The 23401-nt window shown below is 42.8% G+C and carries 22 protein-coding genes; 1 reads left to right on the top strand and 21 read right to left on the bottom strand.

Annotated elements, in window-relative coordinates; genetic code table 11:
- Window positions 1–43: 43 nt before the first annotated feature.
- From ftsY to ACZ43M_RS09895, 13 genes are all read right to left on the bottom strand, one after another.
- On the bottom strand, window positions 44–1030 hold the full coding sequence (gene ftsY / locus ACZ43M_RS09955; RefSeq protein WP_464507246.1) for a signal recognition particle-docking protein FtsY: 987 nt from the start codon (window positions 1028–1030) through the stop codon (window positions 44–46).
- 17 nt (window positions 1031–1047) lie between these two features.
- The gene (gene smc, locus ACZ43M_RS09950; protein ID WP_464507245.1) at window positions 1048–4614 is read right to left on the bottom strand and encodes a chromosome segregation protein SMC; all 3567 of its coding nucleotides are present in this window, start codon (window positions 4612–4614) and stop codon (window positions 1048–1050) included.
- A 45-nt stretch (window positions 4615–4659) separates the two neighbouring features.
- Window positions 4660–5406, bottom strand: coding sequence for a ribonuclease III (gene rnc / locus ACZ43M_RS09945; RefSeq protein WP_464507244.1), 747 nt, complete (start codon window positions 5404–5406; stop codon window positions 4660–4662).
- Window positions 5407–5559: 153 nt separating this feature from the next.
- On the bottom strand, window positions 5560–5793 hold the full coding sequence (acpP, locus tag ACZ43M_RS09940; protein WP_464507243.1) for an acyl carrier protein: 234 nt from the start codon (window positions 5791–5793) through the stop codon (window positions 5560–5562).
- Window positions 5794–5897: 104 nt separating this feature from the next.
- Window positions 5898–6641 (bottom strand): 3-oxoacyl-[acyl-carrier-protein] reductase, encoded by a 744-nt coding sequence (gene fabG / locus ACZ43M_RS09935; RefSeq protein WP_464507242.1) that lies wholly within the window; start codon window positions 6639–6641, stop codon window positions 5898–5900.
- Window positions 6638–7585, bottom strand: coding sequence for an ACP S-malonyltransferase (gene fabD / locus ACZ43M_RS09930; RefSeq protein WP_464507241.1), 948 nt, complete (start codon window positions 7583–7585; stop codon window positions 6638–6640). Before fabD ends, fabG begins: the two co-directional genes overlap by 4 nt.
- 12 nt (window positions 7586–7597) lie before the next feature.
- The gene (gene plsX, locus ACZ43M_RS09925; RefSeq protein ID WP_464507240.1) at window positions 7598–8602 is read right to left on the bottom strand and encodes a phosphate acyltransferase PlsX; all 1005 of its coding nucleotides are present in this window, start codon (window positions 8600–8602) and stop codon (window positions 7598–7600) included.
- Window positions 8603–8609: 7 nt separating this feature from the next.
- Window positions 8610–9182, bottom strand: a complete 573-nt coding sequence (gene fapR, locus ACZ43M_RS09920; RefSeq protein WP_464507239.1) for a transcription factor FapR — start codon at window positions 9180–9182, stop codon at window positions 8610–8612.
- Between the two features lie 105 nt (window positions 9183–9287).
- Window positions 9288–11336: an ATP-dependent DNA helicase RecG gene (gene recG / locus ACZ43M_RS09915; protein WP_464507238.1), complete on the bottom strand. Its 2049-nt coding sequence runs from the start codon at window positions 11334–11336 to the stop codon at window positions 9288–9290.
- On the bottom strand, window positions 11333–12217 hold the full coding sequence (gene sdaAA, locus ACZ43M_RS09910; protein ID WP_464507237.1) for an L-serine ammonia-lyase, iron-sulfur-dependent, subunit alpha: 885 nt from the start codon (window positions 12215–12217) through the stop codon (window positions 11333–11335). The genes recG and sdaAA overlap by 4 nt, the downstream gene beginning before the upstream one ends.
- 27 nt (window positions 12218–12244) lie before the next feature.
- Complete coding sequence (gene sdaAB, locus ACZ43M_RS09905; protein WP_464507236.1) at window positions 12245–12907, bottom strand: L-serine ammonia-lyase, iron-sulfur-dependent subunit beta; 663 nt, start codon at window positions 12905–12907, stop codon at window positions 12245–12247.
- Between the two features lie 115 nt (window positions 12908–13022).
- Window positions 13023–14702, bottom strand: a complete 1680-nt coding sequence (locus tag ACZ43M_RS09900) for a DAK2 domain-containing protein (RefSeq protein WP_464507235.1) — start codon at window positions 14700–14702, stop codon at window positions 13023–13025.
- A gap of 15 nt (window positions 14703–14717) precedes the next feature.
- Window positions 14718–15080 carry an Asp23/Gls24 family envelope stress response protein gene (locus ACZ43M_RS09895; protein WP_464507234.1) on the bottom strand — a complete coding sequence of 121 codons (363 nt, stop codon included), beginning with the start codon at window positions 15078–15080 and terminating at the stop codon, window positions 14718–14720.
- 291 nt (window positions 15081–15371) lie between these two features.
- On the opposite strand from ACZ43M_RS09895, the gene rpmB reads away from it, so the two are divergent.
- The gene (rpmB, locus tag ACZ43M_RS09890; protein ID WP_007087786.1) at window positions 15372–15560 is read left to right on the top strand and encodes a 50S ribosomal protein L28; all 189 of its coding nucleotides are present in this window, start codon (window positions 15372–15374) and stop codon (window positions 15558–15560) included.
- 120 nt (window positions 15561–15680) lie between these two features.
- Here rpmB and spoVM read toward each other — a convergent pair whose 3' ends face one another.
- The 8 genes from spoVM to rsmB form a co-directional block, all read right to left on the bottom strand.
- The gene (gene spoVM, locus ACZ43M_RS09885) at window positions 15681–15764 is read right to left on the bottom strand and encodes a stage V sporulation protein SpoVM (RefSeq protein ID WP_248733748.1); all 84 of its coding nucleotides are present in this window, start codon (window positions 15762–15764) and stop codon (window positions 15681–15683) included.
- A gap of 110 nt (window positions 15765–15874) precedes the next feature.
- The gene (locus ACZ43M_RS09880; RefSeq protein ID WP_464507233.1) at window positions 15875–16522 is read right to left on the bottom strand and encodes a thiamine diphosphokinase; all 648 of its coding nucleotides are present in this window, start codon (window positions 16520–16522) and stop codon (window positions 15875–15877) included.
- A 59-nt stretch (window positions 16523–16581) separates the two neighbouring features.
- The gene (gene rpe, locus ACZ43M_RS09875) at window positions 16582–17226 is read right to left on the bottom strand and encodes a ribulose-phosphate 3-epimerase (RefSeq protein WP_464507998.1); all 645 of its coding nucleotides are present in this window, start codon (window positions 17224–17226) and stop codon (window positions 16582–16584) included.
- A 2-nt stretch (window positions 17227–17228) separates the two neighbouring features.
- Window positions 17229–18110 (bottom strand): ribosome small subunit-dependent GTPase A, encoded by an 882-nt coding sequence (rsgA, locus tag ACZ43M_RS09870; RefSeq protein ID WP_464507232.1) that lies wholly within the window; start codon window positions 18108–18110, stop codon window positions 17229–17231.
- Between the two features lie 50 nt (window positions 18111–18160).
- Window positions 18161–20134: a Stk1 family PASTA domain-containing Ser/Thr kinase gene (pknB, locus tag ACZ43M_RS09865; protein WP_464507231.1), complete on the bottom strand. Its 1974-nt coding sequence runs from the start codon at window positions 20132–20134 to the stop codon at window positions 18161–18163.
- A complete protein-coding gene (locus tag ACZ43M_RS09860) occupies window positions 20135–20887 on the bottom strand; it encodes a Stp1/IreP family PP2C-type Ser/Thr phosphatase (protein WP_464507230.1) in 753 nt (250 codons plus the stop codon).
- A 4-nt stretch (window positions 20888–20891) separates the two neighbouring features.
- Window positions 20892–21980: a dual-specificity RNA methyltransferase RlmN gene (gene rlmN / locus ACZ43M_RS09855; RefSeq protein ID WP_464507229.1), complete on the bottom strand. Its 1089-nt coding sequence runs from the start codon at window positions 21978–21980 to the stop codon at window positions 20892–20894.
- Between the two features lie 55 nt (window positions 21981–22035).
- Window positions 22036–23400 carry a 16S rRNA (cytosine(967)-C(5))-methyltransferase RsmB gene (gene rsmB / locus ACZ43M_RS09850; protein ID WP_464507228.1) on the bottom strand — a complete coding sequence of 455 codons (1365 nt, stop codon included), beginning with the start codon at window positions 23398–23400 and terminating at the stop codon, window positions 22036–22038.
- Between the last annotated feature and the right edge of the window lies 1 nt (window position 23401).

Raw genomic sequence — 23401 nt, 5'->3', positions numbered from 1 at the left:
AAAAAAACAGCAGGCCTATGGCTGCTGTTTTCGTAGCTAGCTATTATTCGCTTTTCTCTACCTGATCTGCAAATAGTCCGTACACGTATTTTTCGGCATCGAATTCTTGGAGGTCATCCATTTTTTCACCAAGCCCGACAAACTTGACAGGTATCTTCAGTTCGTTACGGATGGCAAGAACAATACCGCCCTTGGCCGTACCATCTAGCTTTGATAATACAATGCCGCTGACATTGGTTGCTTCTTTAAAAGTTTTCGCCTGAATCAGGGCATTTTGTCCAGTTGTTGCATCCAGGACGAGCAACACTTCATGCGGCGCACCGGGCACTTCTCGTTCAATGACCCGTTTGACCTTTTCCAGCTCCTTCATCAAATTGACCTTGTTTTGCAATCTTCCTGCCGTATCACATAACAAAATGTCGGCATTCCGGGATTTGGCTGCCTGAATCGCATCAAACATCACTGCTGCTGGATCGGAGCCTTCAGCTTGCTTGATTGTCTCTACACCGACTCTATTCCCCCATACTTCAAGCTGGTCGATTGCTCCGGCACGGAACGTATCGCCTGCGGCAAGTAAGACAGTTTTACCATCGCTCTTAAATTTATGAGCAAGTTTCCCAATGGTTGTTGTCTTTCCGACACCATTGACTCCGACAAAAAGAATAACAGTTAAGGCATCTTGCTGAATATTCAACTGTGATGATAGCTCCTCACCTGCATTATAAATATCCACGAGCTTTTCGGAGATCACGCTTTGAACATCAGCCGGGTCTTGGATATTGCGTCGCTTAACTTCCAGTTTTAATTCATCGATTAATTCCATGACCGTGTCGAAACCGACATCGGCCTGAATTAAAATTTCTTCTAGTTCTTCGAAGAATTCCTCATCGACTTTACGGTATCTAGCAATCAAGTCATTCACTTTTCCGGAAAAGTTGTCACGGGTTTTTGTAAGCCCCTCTTTAAACTTGTCGGTAACCGAGTCCGTCGACTTGGTGATTTTTTCTTTTAATTTTTTAAAAAAGCTCATCCTTACACTTCCTTTGCCTATAATTCAACAAGTTCCTTCGTATCTTCGAGACGAACCGATACAAGCTTGGATACTCCCGACTCCTGCATGGTCACCCCGTAGAGGACATCAGCCTCTTCCATCGTGCCTTTGCGGTGAGTAATGACAATAAATTGTGTTTCCGTGCTGTAGCGCTTGAGATATTGACTGAAGCGGTAAACATTCGCTTCATCAAGCGCAGCCTCAACCTCATCAAGAATGCAAAATGGCACGGGCCGCACCTTTAAGATGGAGAATAACAGGGCAATTGCCGTTAACGCTCGTTCCCCGCCTGATAAAAGCCCAAGATTCTGCAGCTTCTTCCCAGGGGGCTGGGCTACGATTTCAACACCTGTGTTTAATAAGTCTTCCGGTTGGGTCAGAATTAAGTCGGCCCGGCCGCCGCCGAATAGCGCCCGAAACACCGGCTCAAAATGCTCACGGATGCCATCAAAGGTCTGTTTGAAACGTTTTTTCATTTCTTCATCCATTTCTTCAATGACCTTAAACAGCGTATCCTTCGCTTCCTGAAGATCTCCTTTTTGCTCGTTTAAAAACTCATATCGTTCGGAAACCCGATCATATTCCTCAATTGCCCCAAGATTGACATTGCCAAGTTCATCAATCGCCAGCTTGATTAATTTCACCTTTTTGCGGGCCTCATCAACCGATACAGTAAGCGGGTACTGCTCTTTAGCACCTTCGTAGGTGAGTAAATATTCTTCGCGAAGATGGGTCAATCGGTTTTCCAATTCCACATCTAGGCGGGTCATTTTTACTTCCTCATCCTTTAAGACAACTGTGATGCCCTTATGAAGCCGTTTTAATTCTTTCACTTCAAGCTCATTATCTTCCAATTGTCCTTGGAGCCCTAGGCGTTCCTCCCGCCTTACGGAAATTAGCTTTAATGTAGCAGCTTTATCTTGTTGCTTTCGCTTGGCGGCTTCCTCAAGCTGTTCTTCTCCAGTAGAGCTATTGGTCATTTCCGAGGTTAACAGCCCTAAGTCTTCTTCCTGTAGAGCCAGCTTTTGCTTGCTTTCCTCGAGATCCTGGTTTGTCAGCCCGAACCGCTCCTTGGCATTTGCCAGCTGTTCATTTTTCGAAGCAAACTCGATCTTTAGTTCATTGATATCAGCTGTAATACTTTCCTTCGATGTTAAATCTTTGGACTTCTGTTGTGAGAGGGCGTTAATTTGCCGGTCCAGTTCAGCAATTGTCACCTTGGAAGCTTCCAACGCCTGTGTATTTTCCGTCTTTCTTTGCAGAAGCTTGGCTCGTTCAGCTCCAATTTGTTCTTTTTCCAAATCATAAATGGCCAGGCGATCATTGAGATTTTTTTCTTCCAGCTCTGCACCGCGAAGCTCGCCTTTGATGGACTGTTCCGAAAGCCGCAAATCTTCACCGGTCTTTCTGACTTCCTCAATAAATGCTTCGGCTGTAGTGACCTCTTCTTTAAGAAGTTTAACGTTTTGCTCCAAGCTCGTCGTTTGTTCCTCCATGATGCTAAGCTTTGCTTTTAAATCCTCCAGTTCCCCTTTTCTTGATAACAGTGAAGAGGACTTTTGTTTCACCGCACCCCCGGTCATTGAACCACCCGGGTTCACAACATCACCATCAAGGGTTACAAGGCGAACTCGATATTGCAGGAGCTTTGCCATTTCATTGGCACCCTTTAAATCCTTCGTAATCACAACATTTCCGAGAAGGTTGTTCATGACTTCAGTGTATTTGGGGTCAAATCCAATCAAACTGACTGCAGTTCCAACCAATGATGGATGGTTCCCAATTAATGAAGCTTGAGCGGAAGACAACGGCCGCCCCTTTATGACACTAAGCGGCAGGAAAGTAGCCCGGCCATAGGAATGCTGTTTTAAGTATTGGATTGCCTTTCGGGCATTTTCCTCCATATCCACAACAATATGCTGCAGGGCACCGCCGAACGCCGTTTCCATAGCTGCTTCATATTGCTTTGGCACAGTGACCAATTCAGCAACTGCACCCTCAATGCCGTGAAGCTTTGTCCCGCGCATTTTTAAAACTTCTTTTACTCCTTGGAAAAACCCGGAATAATCCTCTTCCATCTCCTCAAGCATTTCTTTTCTTGACTTTGCCTGTTGGATTAGCTGATAAGCTTGGTATAACGTTTTTTCTTGCTTTTGATAATTATTTTTTAAAGTCTCAAGCTTTCGTTGCTGCTCACGATAAGTCACAACTTGTTCCGCCAGCTTGGTTTGAATATCTTCCAGTGCCTTTTGCACTTTTCGCTTATTGGCTTGCACTGACCCTCGTTCATTTAGGTATTTTTCATTTTCCCCATCAAGCCGGGAACTTCTCCGCTCCTGCTGCTCCAGCTGTTCGTCGATATGCTTCAATTCATTTTTCGTGCTCGCTTGATCATTGAGTATATCAATATATTCACTTTTTAGATTTTCGATTTTTTCATCCAAATTCTCGGTAAATAATAATAGCTTATCTTGTTTCTCCTTTAACTCTAACTGAAGAGAGTCTACCTGCTTTTGCAGCACTTCTACAGATTGTTGTTGTGCTTCGCGATTTTTCTCAAGCTGACATATTCTGTCGGTTAATTCAGCAATCGATTGAATTAACTGTTCCTTGTTTTGAGCTGCATTTTTCTTCCGTTCCTTTAAAACTTCCTTACGACCCTCAAGCTTTTCCAATTCCTCGCTGGCATGAAGCAAAACATTCTGCAGATCAGTGATTGATTCATCCAAAGCGGCAATCCCATCGCGTGTTTCGATGATTATTGCCTCTTTCAGTTGTAGGTCAGATGATAGTCTCAGTTCTTCCCGTTGATGCTCTTCAAACTGTTTTGATAGAGCTTCCCATTTTTGATGCAGGTCTTCAATTTCATATACTGTCAGGGCAACTTCAAATTTCTCGAGTTCTTCCTTTTTTTCTAAGTAGTCCCGGGCCATCGAAGCCTGCATTTTTAACGGTTCAACCTGACCTTCAAGTTCATGGAGAATATCATGAACACGATTTAAGTTGTCTTGCGTCTCTGCAAGCTTTTGCTCCGCCTTCTTCTTACGATTTTTATATTTTAATACCCCGGCGGCTTCTTCGAAAATAGTCCGACGATCCTCCGCCTTACTATTTAAAATTTCTTCGACTTTCCCCTGGCTAATAATTGAAAATGCTTCTCTGCCAAGTCCGGAATCCATAAATAAATCAATGATGTCCTTTAAACGGCAAGACTGTTTATTAATAAAATAATCACTATCTCCCGAGCGTGAAACCCTTCTGGTGACACTGACTTCATTGTAATCAATGGCAAGCCCCTGTTCCTGATTATCCAAAGTCAATGTCACTTCAGCATAGTTGAGCGCCTTCCTGCTATCACTGCCAGCAAAGATAATATCCTCCATTTTACTGCCACGCAGTGATTTGGCGGATTGCTCGCCCAATACCCAGCGGATGGCATCTGTTATATTACTCTTACCGCTCCCGTTTGGCCCGACTACTGCCGTTACTCCTGGGACAAAATCAACACTGATCCTCTCCGCAAAAGATTTGAAGCCAATAATATCCAACCGTTTTAAAAACATTGTTTATCCTCCCTAATTGCCCGGGATTTCTCCAGTTCCATTTTGTCAATTTCTAGGCTGTTTATTTTTTAATACATCCAACGCCATTTGCGCCGCATGCTGTTCTGCTTCCTTTTTCGACCTGCCTGTGCCTACCCCCAATTCATCCCCATTTAACGTTACTTTGGAAACAAATTCTTTGTTATGGGCAGGACCTTTTTCCTGCAGGACACTGTATTCTATTACTCCGGTTCCATCACGCTGAATAAGTTCCTGCAATTGACTTTTAAAATCCATCACATGAGAAAAAGCACCGGCATCTATTTTAGGGAATATGACCTTTTCAAGAAACTTAATGACCATTTCAATACCTTTATCCAAATATAAGGCGCCAATAAATGCCTCAAATACATCAGCCAGTAAGGCAGGACGTTCTCTTCCGCCTGTCATTTCTTCTCCTCTGCCAAGCAGGATTAATTGTCCAAATCCCAATTCATTGGCGAAATCAACGAGTGCAGGTTCGCATACAATAGCCGCTCTCAGCTTTGTTAATTCCCCTTCTGTCATTGTTGGATACTTTTTAAACAGGAATTGTGAGATGGTCAGTTCGAGGACAGCATCCCCTAAAAATTCGAGCCGTTCATTATCTTCAAAAGGTTTTCGGCGATGCTCATTCACATAGGATGAATGTGTAAAAGCTTGTCTCAACAATTTTTCATTATCAAACAGTATCTCAATTGCATGTTGAAAATCCTTGAATTGTTTATCTTTTGCGCGATAATTTAAATCCTTTTCATTTCCATTCTTGCGCATAAAATTCTCCACCTTGTATCTGATTTACATTATTAAGAGTATAACCTTGTTCTAACGCAAAGAAACTTGGCTCTCGAATGGAGCGCCAAGTTCTATTCTACCTTAAAAAAGCCCCGTTTGAAAACGGAGCTTTCGAGAATTATTCCAACAAGATTATTTTTGACTTTGTATGTAGTTAACAGCGTCGCCAACTGTACCAATCTTTTCAGCATCTTCGTCGGAAATTTCCATATCGAATTCATCTTCCAATTCCATAACAAGTTCTACTACGTCAAGGGAATCGGCACCTAAATCATCTTTAAAGGAAGCTTCAAGTTTAACTTGAGATTCATCAACCCCTAAACGATCCACGATGATTTTTGTCACACGTTCTAATACTTCTGCCATGCTCACTTCACCTCCCCTCAAGTCATTATAGAGTATTTTAGCAAATTAATAAACAGTGATGTCCAGCTTCAGCGTCTTGGTCAAGGCGCTTTTCGCTTTTCTGTTTACATTACCATTCCACCATCAATATGCAATGTTTGCCCGGTAATATACGATGCATCATCCGAGGCAAGGAAAGCTGCCATTTTCGCAATATCTTTAGGCTCGCCCAATCTTGCCAGCGGAATCTGCTTTAGCATCTCTACTTTAACATCTTCCGGTAAGGTATCAGTCATATCTGTTGTAATGAAACCGGGTGCAATCGCATTTACAGTAATATTTCTTGATGCCAGTTCTTTGGCGGTTGTTTTCGTTAGACCAATGACTCCAGCCTTGGCAGCCACATAGTTTGCCTGTCCAGGATTCCCGCTTACACCGACGATTGAAGCGATATTGATGATTCTGCCGACACGCTGCTTCATCATTTGTCTTGTTACTGCCTTGGTTACCAGGAATACCCCTTTCAGGTTGGTATTGATGACATCATCCCATTCCTGCTCTTTCATTCTCATCAATAAATTATCTCTGGTAATACCAGCATTATTTACGACAATATCAAGTCGGCCAAAACGCTCAATCGCTGCTTTTACCATTTCTGATACTTCATCAGGATTGGCTACATTGCATTTAACGGTGAATGCATCTCTGCCGAGAGCCTTGATTTCATCAACCACTTCATTTGCTTTTGCTTCACTTCCAGCAAAGTTTACCGCCACATTTGCTCCTTGTCTGGCAAGCTCAAGCGCAATCTCCCTGCCAATCCCTCTGGAGGCACCCGTTACAAGAGCTGCTTTCCCTTCTAAGTTCATAGCTTTTCCTCCTTTAGCGAATCCATAACAGAAAGTGCAGTTTCTTCATCTGAAACAGTATAAGTTTTTACCGTTTTATCAATTTTTTTAATTAAGCCTGATAGTACTTTACCCGGTCCAATTTCAATAAAAGTATCGACACCCAAGTCGATCATTTTATGGACAGAATCCTCCCACAGTACCGGGGAATACAATTGTTGAATTAATTTATCCTTGATATCAGCAGCAGAGGTAATTGGCTCTGCGCTGACATTGACGACCACAGGAATCCTCCCATCGTTCACGTTGATTCCATCCAACACTTGACGGAGCTGTCCTGCTGCTGGTTTCATTAACGGGGAATGGAACGGTCCACTGACTTCAAGCGGCAGGACCCGTTTTGCCCCTGCTTCCTTTGCTTTCCCTCCTGCTAATTCAACCCCTTGTTTTGTACCGGAAATAACAATTTGTCCTGGACAATTCAGATTTGCCAATGCAACAACGTGACCTGATTCTGTTACCTCTTGGCATACTGCCGCTAATTTGTCCCGGTCAAGACCTAATACTGCCGCCATTGAACCTTCACCATTCGGCACGGCATTCTCCATGAATTCTCCACGTTTCCTGACGGCATAGACCCCATCCTCAAAGTTTAGAACACCCGCAGCTACAAGCGCGGTATATTCTCCGAGGCTGTGACCCGCAACATAATCGGCTGTAACCCCTGACTTTTGGAAGAATTTTAAGATAGCAATACTTGTTGTTAGTAATGCCGGCTGGGTATTGAAGGTTAAAGTCAGCTCGTCTTTCGGCCCGGCAAAAATTAATTGACTTAACGGAAACTGAAGCTTGTCATCGGCTTGCTGAAAGTATCCCTTTACTTCCGGATATTTATCGGCCAAGTCTTTGCCCATTCCCACTGTCTGTGAACCTTGTCCGGGAAACACAAATGCGATTTTTCCCACTGCTCTCTCCCCTTACTGTTCAATTTTTTCAATCTTGGCTGCTTCCATTGTCTGCTTAATAAGAGTAACAACATGACCTGCGACCATTTCTCTGGTCTGGCGAATCGCACTAAAAATTGATTGCGCATTTGAGGAACCATGGGCTTTGATTACCGGTGCTTTGAGACCGAATAACCCGGCACCGCCGTATTCTGAATAATCCAGCTTACCCTTTAACCTCATGAGATTTGGCTTTAATACACCGGCAGCAAGCTTACTGGTAAAGCTGCTCATTAATGAAGTTTTTAACATCTTGAACATCGAAAGGGCTGTCCCTTCAATTGTTTTTAATACCATGTTACCGGTAAAACCATCGGTTACCACAACATCGGCAACACCATCGAGTAAATCTCGTGCCTCAACATTGCCGACAAAATTTAGATTCGCATTCTTAAGCAGGTCAAACGCATGGCGTGTCAGTTCATTGCCTTTCTTTTCTTCGGTTCCGATATTAAGGAGTCCAACCCTTGGTTTTGAGATATTTCTTACCTTTTCACAGTAGATTGACCCCATAATGGCGTACTGCAGCAAATGTTCCGGTTTGGCGTCAGCGTTGGCCCCAACATCTAAAAGTAAAAAGCCTTCACCGCCGATGGTTGGTAAGGTTGGCGCTAATGCCGGGCGATCAATCCCCTCGACTCTGCCAACTACGAACAAACCTGCTGCCATTAATGCGCCGGTATTCCCAGCCGACAGGCACGCATCGGCAGCACCATCAGCTACTTGCTGGGCAGCAAGCACCATCGAAGCCGTCTTTTTTCTCCGGACCGCCCTTACCGGTTCATCACTTCCAAGAATGACCTCTGTTGTATGTATAATGGAAATTCTATCGTGACTAGTCAAGGTTTCGTTTATTTTGGCTTCGTCACCTACAAGCGTGATATGTAAATCAGGATAGGCTTCCACTGCCTTCATGGCACCCAGAACGATTTCCTTCGGAGCGTGGTCGCCGCCCATTGCGTCAATTGCTAGTTTCATGTATGTCTCATCCTTTATTATTTTTCGAACGGTACATTTCAAATTGTCCGAAAAAAACCAGTTCATTATTCACAAAACTGTTAACCTCGACAAAAGTCCGTCCAACTTGTTCATCAATTTTTGTCACCCGTGCTTTGGCGACAACTCGTTCGTTTAATTTAACCGAGCGCTTAAACTGAATATTGGCTTTCGCCGTCAATGCCAACTCATCATTGATCACGGCCACAGCCAAAGAATTGGCCTGGGCAAACACATGATGCCCGCGAGCAATTTGATTTCGTTTAAAAACATGTTCTGCTTTCACATCAAATATCGAGATGGCACTTTGATCCAGCTCAATATCAATTATTTCCCCGATAACCTCATCTAGCGGAAGCGAGCGGACTTCATCTTCAAACCGCTTCTCCGCAACCGTCTTAATCCGTTCACGCAGCTCCGGAATCGATAACTCTAACCGGTCAAGCCGGATTGTTTGGACACTGACCTGAAATCTTTCCGCCAGTTCCTCATCCGTGATAAACGGATTATCAGCAATGGTAGAGGTTAATAACTGTTGACGTTCTTTTTTGCTTCGTCTCATTCTTTACACCGTCCGAGTATTATGACTAGGTACTAAGAGTAGTATAAAAGTTAAAAAAGCAGATTGCAAGGATTATCTTTATGACTGCAATCTGCTTTTCTATTACTAATCCAATTTTTCTCCTTCTAATACGCCCGACATTTCGAGCTGGTTTCTTAAATATTGATAGTCAGGTGAGGTCCAAAAGGCTGCCGACGCAATCAACACCGCGGCATCACTTCTGGCTGTTTCCAACGCCCGGTAATCATGGACCATATCGGCCACTTTAAACTCTGGAATTCCGCTTTGCTTTTTGCCAAAAAAGTCACCCGGTCCACGAAGTTCCAAATCCTTTTCACTAAGGACAAAGCCATCGTTGGTTTCGGTCATAATTCTCATACGTTCCTGGCCGACCTCGGATTTGGGACTGGCAAGCAAAATACAGTAGGATTGGTCACTGCCCCGGCCAACGCGGCCGCGAAGCTGATGGAGCTGGGATAAGCCAAAACGCTCAGCATCATAGATGACCATAATCGTGGCATTAGGGACGTTCACGCCTACCTCAACGACCGTAGTTGACACAAGCACCTGGACCTCATTGGCACTATAGGCTTTCATGACCGCGTCTTTTTCATCGGAATTGAGCCGTCCGTGCATCAAACCTACCTTATAACGATTTTGAAAATAGTGGCTTAACGTCGTGTGTACATCAATTGCGTTCTGGACATCGAGCTTGTCCGATTCCTCGATTAACGGGCAAATCACATAGGCTTGATGCCCTTTGACCAATTCTTTTTCAACAAAGCCCAACACACGATCAAGCATTTCCGGTTTTGCCCAATAAGTCTCAATCGTCTTTCTGCCGGCAGGCATTTCATCGATAACGGAAACATCCATTTCCCCGAAAACCGTAATGGCCAGTGTTCGTGGGATAGGGGTTGCCGTCATAAACAAGACATCAGGATTCTCGCCTTTTTCTCGCAAGATCCTTCGCTGTTCAACACCGAAACGATGCTGCTCATCGGTAATCACAAAACCTAGCCGTTTGAATACCACTTCCTCTTGGATAAGAGCATGAGTTCCAACTAAAATATCAATACTCCCATCCGCAAGTGCTTGAAGAATTTCTCGACGGCGCTTCCCTTTGACAGAACTGGTTAGCAGCTCGCACTTAACCTGAAATGGAGCAAATAATTGCTTCAACGAGTACGCATGCTGCTCGGCGAGAATTTCAGTTGGGACCATTAAGGCACCCTGAAATCCGGCAGTCACACTGGCATATAAACCGATTGCCGCCACCACCGTTTTGCCTGAACCAACATCCCCTTGCAACAAACGATTCATCCGATAGGTTGATTTAAGGTCTGATAGAATTTCATTTACGACCCGTTTTTGCGCATTGGTTAAGGGAAAGTGTAAGCCATTAATAAAATCTTTTACTTTGCCAAGATCATAGTTTTGGCTGATTCCATGTGATTGCTCCCGCTCAAATTTCCTCAATGCCTGCATTTTTAATTGAAACAGCAGAAATTCCTCATACACAAACCGACGGCGAGCTTGTTTCACGTCCTCCTGACTGCCAGGAAAATGCATCGCCCTGATTGCGTCCTTTCGGTTGAGCAGGCGGTATTTCTGCAATAAGTGGTCAGGCAGTGTTTCTTCTATTAAATTACCATATTGTTGGAAAGCGAGACTGATAAATTTACGCATTCCCTTTGTGGTTATTTTTCCCCTTAACGAGTACACCGGTTCAAACTCGTTCACTTTAGCATTCGTCCCAAGCTGAACCTCATTCGCCGTGATGGTTTGGCGGTGAGCATCCCATTTCCCCGTTACGGTGATGATTTCATTCATATTGAGTTTACTTTTTAAATAGGGCTGGTTGAAAAAGACGACCTTAATCAAATAGGCACCAACAAACAGCCGAAGGGTCAGTTTGGATTTCTTTCGGCCATAATAGGAGAGAGAAGGCTCGCTGTGAACCTTCCCTTCCACAGTAACTTTCTCATCATGTTGTACTTCTGTAAGGTCCCGTAACCGGTAATCCTCATAACGGTATGGGAAATATTCCAATAAATCCCGAACATTTCCTATATTCATTTCGGACAAGCTTTCCGCCGTTTCTTCCCCTATGCCCTTTAATACGGTTACTGATTGATTAAGGATCTCGCTCACTTTTCTTTCAGCGGCATTCCAAATATTTTCGCTTCAAGCCTGCGTCCAGTCGGTGTAGCCGCCAACCCTCCTCCTGCTGTTTCTCTTAATGCAGTTGGCATGGTTTGACCGATTTTATACATCGCCTCAATAACCTCATCACATGGGATGCGGCTGGTGATTCCTGCCAATGCCATATCCGCAGCGACCATGGCATTGGCGGCGCCCATCGCGTTTCGCTTGACACAAGGGACTTCAACCAGACCAGCGACAGGATCGCAAACAAGCCCAAGCATATTTTTTAGCGTAATAGCCATCGCCTCAGCACACTGCTGCGGCGTACCACCAGCCATTTCCACGATCGCGGCGGCAGCCATTCCCGCAGCAGAACCGACCTCCGCTTGACATCCGCCGGCGGCACCGGAAATAGAAGCATTGTTTGCAACCACAAACCCAAAGGCACCTGCTGTAAATAAAAATGAAATCATTTGCTCTCTTGTAGGCTTAAGTTTATTTTTAACAGCAAATAATGTTCCCGGTACAACACCTGCCGATCCTGCTGTCGGTGTAGCGCAAATCGTTCCCATCGCGGCATTCACTTCATTTGTCGCTACCGCTTTACTTACCGCATCAAGAATCGTTTCACCTGATAAAAAGTTTCCCTTTTCGATATATTTCTGCAGCAGCACAGCATCTCCACCAGTCAATCCGGAGTGTGATTTAACGCCTTTAATTCCCCGTTCGACAGCCTCTTCCATGACTTTTAAATTGCGATCCATAAAGGAGAGAACCTCATCGCGCGAACGTCCTGTTACGGTAACTTCCTGCTCAATCATAATTTCAGAGATCTTTTTATTTTGGCTGACAGCCATTTCCACTAATTCCGCTACATTTCTAAACATTGTATTCCCCCCTTTTGACTATGACATTTAGTCAACAATTTTTGTTACTTTAAGGATATTCGGAAGCTTTTCAAGTTCCTCGAGCAGCTTGTCATCAACATTTTCATCAACTTCAATGGTCATCAGTGCCATTTTCCCGACTTCCTTCCGAGAAACCTCCATATGGCCAATGTTGATTTCATATTTGGCTAATGTATTGGCAACACTGGCAATCGCACCAAAGCGGTCGTTATGGACAACAAGGATGGCCGGATGGTTTCCAGACAGCTTTAACATAAAGCCATTTAATTCGGTAATTTCAATTTTTCCGCCTCCTATCGAAATCCCGACTAATTCAAGCTCGCCGTTATGGTCGCCAATGAAGACCCTTGCGGTGTTCGGGTGGTCAGGGACCGCTTCCTCTTCAATAAATTCTATTTTCATTCCCCGTTCGCCAGCAATGTCGAGCGCATTAATGATTCGTTTATCATCTGTATCAAAATCCAACAATCCGCCAACGATGGCTACATCTGTTCCATGGCCTTTATATGTTTTGGCAAAAGAACCGTATAATGAAATATTAGCCCATTTTGGCTCGCGGCCAAACAGGCTTCTGGCAACGCGGCCAATTCTTGCTGCTCCAGCTGTATGTGAACTCGAAGGACCAATCATGACCGGACCAATAATATCGAAAACACTTCTATATTTCACCTTATTCTCCCCCTTACCACCAATTTATTTAATAAACTTTGTATTTGAACCATATTTCGTACAAAAGAAAAGAAGGGTCGCCCAAATTGGGCACCCCTTCTATTTTAGCGGTTGTTTATTCAATTGAAAAGATAAATGAATATAATGGCTGTTTGCCATTATGTACTTCAATTTCCACATCACCGAATTGTTCTTCAACAAACTCAGTTAACGCAGCAACTTCCTCTTGTGTTACATCTTCACCGTAAATAATCGTTAAAATTTCAGAATCCTCATCAATCATTTGTGATAAGAGTTCTTCAGCGGCTGTTAGTTTGTTTTTATTTTTTACGACAATTTTACCTTCTTCAATGCCCATGAAATCATCTTTCTCAATTTCCAATCCATCGATTTGAGTATCGCGGACCGCGAAGGTAATTTGACCTGTTTTCACATGATTTAACGCTTCTATCATCGCTGTTTGATTTCCTTCAACATCAGCAGAAGGATTAAAAGCAAGCAATGCTGAAAGTCCTTGTGGAACTGTTTTGGACGGGATGACCACTATTTCTTCATCCGCGACATCGGCAGCCTGCTGTGCAGCCATAATGATATTTTTGTTATTTGGTAAAATGAAGATCTTTTTCGCATTGACTTGCTTGACTGCCTTCACAATATCCTCGGTGCTTGGGTTCATCGTTTGTCCGCCTTCGATGACCGAGTGGGCGCCAATACTCTTGAATAGATCGGCAATTCCCTCTCCCATTGAAACGGTAACGATCCCAAATTCTTGTTTTTCCTTCGGTGTTTCTGGTTTGGTAACAAGAGGTGTCTTTGTTTCACCGACAATATTGGAATGCTGCAAACGCATATTCTCGATTTTCATATTAATCAAATTGCCATAACGTTGACCATATGTTAACACTTCTCCTGGCTGTTCGGAATGGATATGCACCTTAACCACATCATCATCGGCAATGACCAATAAAGAATCGCCCATTTTGTCCAAGTCATTCCGGAAGTTCGTTTCATTAAATTGGTTTTTAGCCAATTTGTCAGCTTCAAACCGGACCATAAACTCTGTACAATATCCGAAAACAATATCTTCAGTGTTGATATGGCCTTGCACACTCTTATGGTGCTCGGCATTGACCAGTTCATCCATTGACGGCAGCGACTCAGGTGAATCAGGAAGAGTCTCACCTTTTAATTGGGCAAGGAAGCCTTCGTAAACACATACAAGCCCTTGACCGCCGCTGTCCACAACACCGACTTCTTTTAATACCGGCAGCAAATCAGGCGTCCGCTTTAATGAGGCTTTTGCCTCTTTTAAAACTTCTGTCAAGACCTCTATGATATCATTCGATTTTTGCGCAGCCTGAACGCCTTTTTTTGATGCATCCTTGGCAACTGTTAAAATTGTCCCTTCAACAGGCTTCATCACAGCTTTATAAGCCGTTTCCACCCCTGCTTCAAGTGCTGATGCAAATTCTTTGGCGTTTATTTGAGCTTTCGCCTCAATTGCTTTGGAAAAACCGCGGAATAATTGAGATAGAATAACACCCGAATTTCCCCGCGCGCCCATTAATAGACCTTTGGAAAGGGCTTGACCAACTTTTCCAATATGGTCCTGAACGTTATTTTTTACTTCTTTGGCTCCGGAAGTCATGGATAAATTCATATTTGTTCCAGTATCGCCATCCGGCACAGGAAAAACGTTTAGCGCATCGACCATTTTGGCATTTGCCGCCAAATTATTGGCACCAGAAATGACCATTTCGGCAAAACGTTTTCCATCCAATGCAGTTATTGACACAAACTTTCCTCCTCACTACGGGTTCGTCACACGAACTCCCTGAACGTAAATATTTACCGAGTCGACGGCAAGTCCAACAGTCTTATCAAGGGTATATTTCACCTTGGATTGGACGTTGTGAGCAATTTCGGAAATTTTCGTTCCATAGCTGACAATAATGTACATATCAATATGTATTGCCTCATCTTCCTGACGTACAATTACGCCGCGGGTAAAGTTTTCCCGGCGCAGAATTTCAGTAAGACCGTCTTTGATTTGATTCTTGGAAGCCATGCCTACAATACCATAGCATTCAATGGCCGCGCCGCCAGCGATGGTTGCGATTACTTCGTTAGAAATATCAATTTGTCCGTACTTGGTTTTTAATTCAATGGACATGAATCGTTCCCCCTCTTTGGAAAATTGCTCCTTAACTACAGTCATTTTACTATAGTACCTTCAAGATTGAAAGTCATACTTGCCTGTTATCTATAACAGCATTTTTATTGAAAGGTTGTCAAGGTTTTTTTCTTGAAACCTTTAAATACAAGTATTGCATTCAATTTCGTTGTATGTTAAATTATTAAGGTATCTTAAGACTAGAAAATTTCAGCTTGACCATTTATAAATCCCGATGTATATCTTTAGGATTGCTGGTAAAGCTTTTGGTAGTTAAGGAGGGAAATTATTATGCCACGTAAATGTGTAGTAACTGGAAAGAAAACCACAACTGGTAACGCACGTTCTCACGCTATGAACGCAAACAAGCGCACATGGGGTGCCAACCTACAAAAAGTACGTATTCTTGTTGACGGAAAGCCAAAGCGCGTTTGGGTTTCTGCAAGAGCGTTAAGATCTGGTAAAGTAGAACGCGTTTAATATTAAATGGGCATCCGATAGCCGGATGCTCATTTTATTTCTGCCCTATTTTTTTATTTTGCCCAAACTGTAAAAAATAAAAGCACCCAAATGTATGGGTGCTTCAAACATGAAATATATTTATTCGTTTTTCTTAAATACACCTATCATAGCCCGCACAAGCCCGCCCAAAAATTTTGGCAGTTTAATCGTATAAAATTTCATACTGTCCCTCCTCAAAAATCTCGCCGTCTCCCATCTTATCCACTAACCTCTTTCGCCGCCCTTACCATACTATTCAAACGAACGAAATCGGGCACAATTTGCAGGGCCTATTAATCGTGACTTCTTATCACTATTAATATGCCTTCGGAAAATGAAAAAGTACCATATTGATTAATAAGTTCATTACTAATACATAGTGTGGAACCGACTGAAATATGACGATTTTGCAAAGGAAATTTGAAGCCATCAAGTGTAAGATTAGCAACATCAAGCGTTAACGGAACGAAAGATATGTATTTTTTTTCAGGAATTTTTTTAATGGTGTGAGTCCCCGGTCCTGCCAAGTAGACAATGTTGTTTCTGTCAATAATACTAATCTTTATTGAACTTCCTTGACTTAAGGGCTTAACCAGCAATTGGACGTTGGCAAGCAAATGATCCAACCTTCCGCCGGTTGCCCCAAATAAGCGAATTTCTGATGGGTTTTGCTCAATGGCCCAATTTAAAGCTAATTCCGTATCTGTTTCATCCTTTTCCGGCTTAAATCGATTCAAATTGGCGATTTTTCCTTGGATAAATTCCAGCTCTTTTTCTGAAACGGAATCAAAATCGCCAAAACCGATGACCGGTACGATGTTTCTTGATAATAAATGGAAAACACCTCTGTCAACACCAACCCAGATTACATTTTCCCGGTTAAATTCTGTTAACTGGGGCAGAAGTCCCTCTGGACCTCCGGCAAGAATATTGATTACCATCTTGTATTATCTCCTTTTCATACCAAAGAGAGACTATCTCCGATGAGACAGCCCCTCCATTACCCTCTAATCAACGAAATTGCCTTAGCATAATCTTGTTCATTATAAATGGCCGATCCGGCAACAAGCACGTTGGCACCTGCTTCAATGCACATCTTTGCTGTTTCCGGATTTACTCCGCCATCCACTTCTATTTCCAAACTGACGCCTTTCTCCTCAGCCAATTCTTTAACCATTTTAATTTTTGGCAGGACCTCAGGAATGAATTTTTGGCCTCCAAAACCTGGATTGACAGACATCAGCAGGACCATATCAATGTCTTTGATTACATGCTGGATGGTTTCAATCGGTGTAGCCGGATTTAGGACAACCCCTGCCTTAATCCCAAACGATTTGATATTTTGAATTGTCCGGTGCAAGTGCCGGCATGCTTCCACATGGACCGTAATATAATCAGCCCCCGCTTTGGCAAATGCTTCAATATATTGGTCAGGATTTTCAATCATGAGATGGACATCTAGCGGCAGCTTTGTAACAGGCCGAATAGCCTCAACGATTAACGGACCAATTGTAATATTTGGTACAAAGTGGCCGTCCATTACATCTACATGAATATAATCGGCTCCCCCTTTTTCAACGGCCGTAATTTCTTCTCCCAATTTGGCAAAATTGGCAGAAAGGATGGAAGGTGCTATTTTTACCATCATTAATACCTCGGCTTTCTATCTTTTATTTCCTGTAGAAAATCAATATAGTGCTGATAGCGATACGCAGGAATTCCCCCTGCTTCCACTTCCGCTTTAACCCCGCACTTCGGTTCACTTACATGAAGGCATCCGCGAAATTTGCAGTTCTCACTTGCTGTCGAAAGTTCCGGGAAGCAAGATGTTAAATCCTCGGCTTCAATATTGGTAAATTCCAATGAACTGAAGCCAGGTGTATCGGCAACAAGTCCATTTCCAATTTCAATCAGTTCCACATGCCTTGTTGTATGCTTACCTCTCCCCAAATGCGAGGAAATATCATTTGTTTTCAATTCGAGATCGGGTCTGAGCGCATTCAGAAGCGAGGATTTCCCCACTCCGGATTGGCCGGCAAACACCGATATCTTATTTTCAAGGTGCGGTTTTAACTGTTCAATACCGGTTTCCGTTTCGGAAGAGGTGAGAATGACTTCGTATCCAGCGGCCTGGTAATGGCCTGCATATTCCACAATCTTTTGATACTGCGTTTCATTCGTCAAATCCATCTTAGTAATGCAAATGAGCGGCTCGATATGATTGAATTCAACCAAGACAAGAAACCGGTCTAACAGGACGGTGCTAAACTCCGGTTCCACAGCGGAAAAGACTAAAATTGCCTGGTCAACATTCGCAATCGGCGGGCGTACTAATTCATTCCTGCGTTCCTTCACCTCGAGAATATAACCCTCTTGGTCATTTTCGGCTTGAAAAACCACCTCATCGCCAACGAGCGGGGTAATTTTATTTTTTCGGAACACCCCTCGTCCCCGGCACTGGATTAACTCATTATTAGTAATAACATAATAAAATCCACTTAACGCTTTGACTATTTTCCCTTCAGGCATAGCAGCCCTCCTTGCCTAATTCATCAGTTTATTAAAAGTTATTACAAAAATTATTCTACATCGTTATAATTAAATGATTCTGTGGCTATGACCTCTGTATCACGAAATACCTGATAGCTGGCCGTTTTCCCCTCGGCAATGATCAATTTAATTTGTCTTCTGCTTGTTTCTGTAATAAAAAATCTATCCGCCGGCACAGTCGGATTATGGTCCATATCGTCAATATAAATGATAACCTCTTGTTTTTGTCCTGGCTGCCCTGGTATAGGCGGGACGAAATCAATGGTTACTTCTCTTGTTAGTTCCTTCGGCGGCTTTTCTTCTTTCCCTTTTGAGACAATCACGGTAACCTTACCGCCTTTTTGCATTTCTGTTCCTTGTTTTGGTTCTTGCGAAATAATCATCCCGTTTGGAATGGTTTCGCTATATTGTTCCTGGGAAGCATCTAACGATAAACCAACTGAAGCAGCATAGTCTTGAGCAGCTTTCACACTATATTGTGTTAAATCCATTAAAACAATTTTTTCTGGGCCTTTACTAACCTCAAACTCTAACACTGTATCTTCAGGAACCAATTTTTCTCCACTTTCCGGTGTTTGACTGATAATCGTTCCGGGTTCGCTTTCATCGTATACTTCAGTCTTTTTAATATTTTTATAACCTTGGTCAGTCAATAACTGTAAGACACTCTCATATTGTTGACCAATATAATCTCCCAGTTCTACTTTTTCCTTGCCCAAACTAATGTAGAGGGTAACCTTTGCATGCTCCTTAACAGTTGATCCCGCTTCAGGATTGGTCTTGATTACCTGTCCTTTTTTTATTTTTTCATCGTTAATTCTAACCTTTTTATCGATTCCCAAGCCTTGAAGCTTCAATTTGGAAACCGCATCATCTTCATTCATACCGCTGACATCGGTAATCTTGATTTCCTTTGCCTCCAACATTCCGGGGAGAAAAAAAGCAGATAATCCAAGCAAAATAACCAACAGAAGTGTGGAAATCAAAACAATCGGCCATTTTTTTCGCTTTTTCTTCGGATCTTTCCCTTTATTAGTTGAATTTGCTGTTGAATCGGTCTTTTCATTGCTATGAACCAAGGTTTCGTCAAGATTCTTTAGCGGTTTATCATTGGTAATAACCGGGATGGCCTTTGTTGCCTCGTCATCTACCGGGATGACAAATTTCGGTTCATTCATTCGTTCAGAATCAAGAGCAGTCCGCAGGTCCTCTTCCATTTCATCGACACTATTATAACGATGGAATGGGTCTTTTGCGGTTGCTTTTAAAACGATATTCTCCACGCTTTGTGGTATATTCGGATTCCATCTTCTGACTGAAGGCGTTTCCGATTGCAAATGCTTTAGGGCAATCGAAACAGCCGATTCTCCCGAAAATGGAAGCCTTCCAGTCAATAATTCAAACATAACGATTCCCAGCGAGTAAATGTCCGATTTTCGATTGGCCATCCCGCCACGGGCTTGTTCCGGTGACAAATAATGAACTGAACCGAGAACAGAATTAGTTTGCGTAATACTTGTCGCAGTCAAAGCCATGGCGATTCCAAAATCGGTAATTTTCACAGTCCCGTCAGGATCAATCAAAATGTTTTGCGGTTTAATATCACGATGAATAATATGATTATGATGTGCATGGGAAATGGCTGAGGTCAATTCTCTCATAATCCCGATAGCTTCCTCGACCCGAAGGGGTGAATTTTGCTGTATGTATTGTTTCAAAGTTGTACCGGCAACATACTCCATTACAATATAATAAAGATCGTTTTCTTCCCCAACATCATAGATATTAACAATATTTGGGTGGGCCAGGCTGGTTGCCGATTGGGCCTCCCGGTGAAATCTCCGGATAAACTCTTCATCATTGACAAAGTCGAGCCTTAACATTTTAACGGCCACATCACGGTCAAGAATCATATCATGTGCCAAATAAACATTGGCCATCCCGCCGCCGCCGACCATGTCTAATATCTTGTAGCGTCCACTTAATCTTTTCCCTATCATCATCTAACTATCACCCTCACTGGTTTCGGAAAACTTTACAATCGCGAGCGTAATATTATCTTCTCCACCGTAATGATTGGCAAGTGTGATGAAGGAAGTGGCTTTTTGTTCAAGGTGATCTTCATTTAATAGAATTTCCTTCATTTCTGTTTCACTGACTTTATTGGATAAACCGTCAGAGCACAACAGAAGGATATCCCCTTCTTCAAACATAATCGTTTTTAAATCCATTTCCACCATTTTTTCAGTGCCTAATGACCTAAGTAGTACGTTTTTACGCGGATGATGCTCAGCGTCTTCCTTGGAAATTTGCCCGGTACGTACCAATTCATTGACAAGGGAGTGGTCTTCGGTGATTTGTTTGAAGCCTGATTCATTTAATAAATAGCCACGGCTGTCCCCGATGTGTGCAAAGGTGGCAAACGTATCGGTTGTGATGGCGGCCACGATTGTCGTGCCCATCCCAAAACATTCGGAATGGGTAGCGGCATGTTGAAACAAAAGTCCGTTAACAATCGAAATATGTTCCATTAACCATTTCTCGGCAGCATCTGCCGTTGCGATCCCCTGGGAAGCTTCCCACGCCTTTTTTAATTGAGTCAAAGTCATGTCACTTGCCACATCACCTGCACGATGGCCCCCCATGCCATCAGCAATGACAGCAAGGAGGTTGCCATCGAGGTTTTGAAAAACCCCGCCGGCATCTTCATTGTGAACACGAACTTTGCCTCTATCTGTTAAAAATACTGCTTCCATACGATTACATCGTCTCCTCTTTCCGCTCCTTTGCACGAAGCTGTCCACAAGCCGCATCTATATCATGACCGTGCTCCCGGCGGATGGTTACATTGATTCCATGTTCTTTTAATGTTTTTTCAAAGGCAAAAATTTTATCTCTCGGGGTACGAACATAATCCCGTTCTGGAACATAGTTTACCGGAATTAAATTGACATGGCATTTTATGTCTTTGACTAGGTTAGCCAATTCCTCCGCATGCTCTACTGAATCGTTTACCCCGCCAAATAGGCCGTATTCAAAGCTGACGCGGCGCCCTGTCTTATCGATATAATACCGCACTGCTTTGATTAAGTCATTAAGTTTATAGGCTTTGTTTATTGGCATAAGCCTTGAACGCAATTCGGTATTAGGAGCGTGTAGAGAAATGGCAAAATTAATCTGCATATTTTCATCGGCAAATTGATAGATTTTTGGAATGATCCCACTTGTCGAAACGGTGATGTGACGGGCTCCGATATTCAATCCTTTTTCATGATTAATTATTTTTAGGAAGGACATCATGTTATCGAAATTATCGAACGGTTCGCCAATTCCCATGATTACAACTGAGCTGACGCGCTCATCGGTTTCATCAAGCGCCTTCTGTACTTTGACGACTTGCGCAACAATTTCCCCTGCTTCCAAATGACGCTTCAATCCGCCAAGTGTTGACGCGCAAAAGGTACAGCCAATTCTGCAGCCCACTTGGGTCGTAACACATACGGAATTACCGTAATCATGACGCATAAGAACGGTCTCTATCGAATAGCCATCATGCAGTTCAAATAAAAACTTAATTGTCCCGTCAGAAGAGGTTTGTTGAATGACCGTATTTAACGTGGTAATTTGGAAATGCTCCGCCAGTTGATCCCTTAGGTTCTTAGATAGATTGCTCATATCCTCAAACGTCACAGCCCGTTTTTTATAAAGCCAATCAAAAATCTGCTCGGCCCGGAACGGCTTTTCATCATGCTCCTTTAGCCACTCTTTTAGTTCATTCAATTTTAGTGAATAGATTGATTTCTTGTTTTCCAATGTTGTCTTTGTCCCAGTTGTATTTAATTGTTCCAACTTATTACACCTTCCTTATTGTCTAGCTACAGCGCACAGCGTCTAGTGTCCTTCGCTAAACGTGCACTTCCGCTTTTCTTTTTAAAACTGCAATATAAAAGCCGTCTGAACCGAAATCTTGAGGGAATATTTGTAATTCATTACCACTTATCAGAGGTTGAACACCCTCCGGCATCCGATTTTTAAATGATAAATCTGGTTCGAATTCTGGATTGTTTTCCAAGAATGTTTTTACCGTATATTCATTTTCCTCTTTGTCTACTGTACATGTACTGTAGACAAGGGTGCCTCCTTTTTTAATAAGAGGAGCAACAGACCTCAATAGGTCTTGTTGAATACTGCTTAAACGCGAAATATCCTGTTCTGTTTTCGTATATTTCATATCAGGCTTTCTTCTCATCACTCCGAGGCCTGAACATGGTGCATCAAGCAGAATTCGGTGGAATGTTTCATCTTTAAACTTTTTAGGTAACAGCCTTGAATCAGATACATTCGTTTTTATATTTGAAAGCCCTAATCGCCGGGCATTTTCATTGATTAACTTTACTTTGTGCTGGTGAAGGTCAACAGAAATCACTTCACCTGTATTTTCCATTTTCTCAGCAATATGTGTGCTTTTACCGCCAGGGGCAGCACAGGCATCTAGAACAAATTCGTTTTTTTGTGCACCTAATGCATAGGCCGCCAGCATCGAGCTTTCATCTTGGATGGTAATCATACCATAGTTAAAAGCCATACTCGATGCCAGGTTCCCCTTGAGTACTCTGATTGCCTCAGGGATAATCGGGCTTTTTTCGATTTGAAAACCTTCTTGTTCTAAAATTTCAACACACTCATCTCTTGATATCTTCGAAAGATTTACCCGCGCAGTTTGCAGCGGTGCGGTTAGGTTCATCTCACACATTTCTTTTGTTCTATCATATCCAAATTGGTTGACCCATCTCGTAACTAGCCATAACGGGTGGCTTGTTTGCAGTGATAATCTTTCAATCGGGTCCTTAACATCTGCTAACAATGGAAGCCCTTCTCTTTGAATGCTTCGCAGTACGCCGTTGACCAACCCGGCAATCCCTTTATGACCGCGTTTTTTTGCAATTTCTACTGCTTCATAGATAGCGGCGCGATCAGGAATTCGATCAAGATACACCATTTGGTATAAAGTAAGTCTTAGTAAATGAAGAATCCAATCGGCAAGCTTTTTATTGTCTTTAACAAAGGGTTTTAGAAAGTAATCCAAGGCCATTCTTCTTTGCAATGTCCCATACGTTAGTTCGGTTAATAAACCTACATCGACAGGTGACAATTCGTTTTTTTCAATAGTGCTGTTCAGGAGTAAATTGCTGTAGGACTGATTCTTTTCAATAGCTGTCAATAGATCCAATGCAGTTTCTCGTACATTCTTTTTTGCTTTTGTCGTCATG

The organism is Neobacillus sp. B24 (assembly GCF_055381825.1).
The sequence above is the reverse complement of the archived record's forward strand: the minus strand, read 5'-3'. Positions and strand labels throughout refer to the sequence as shown.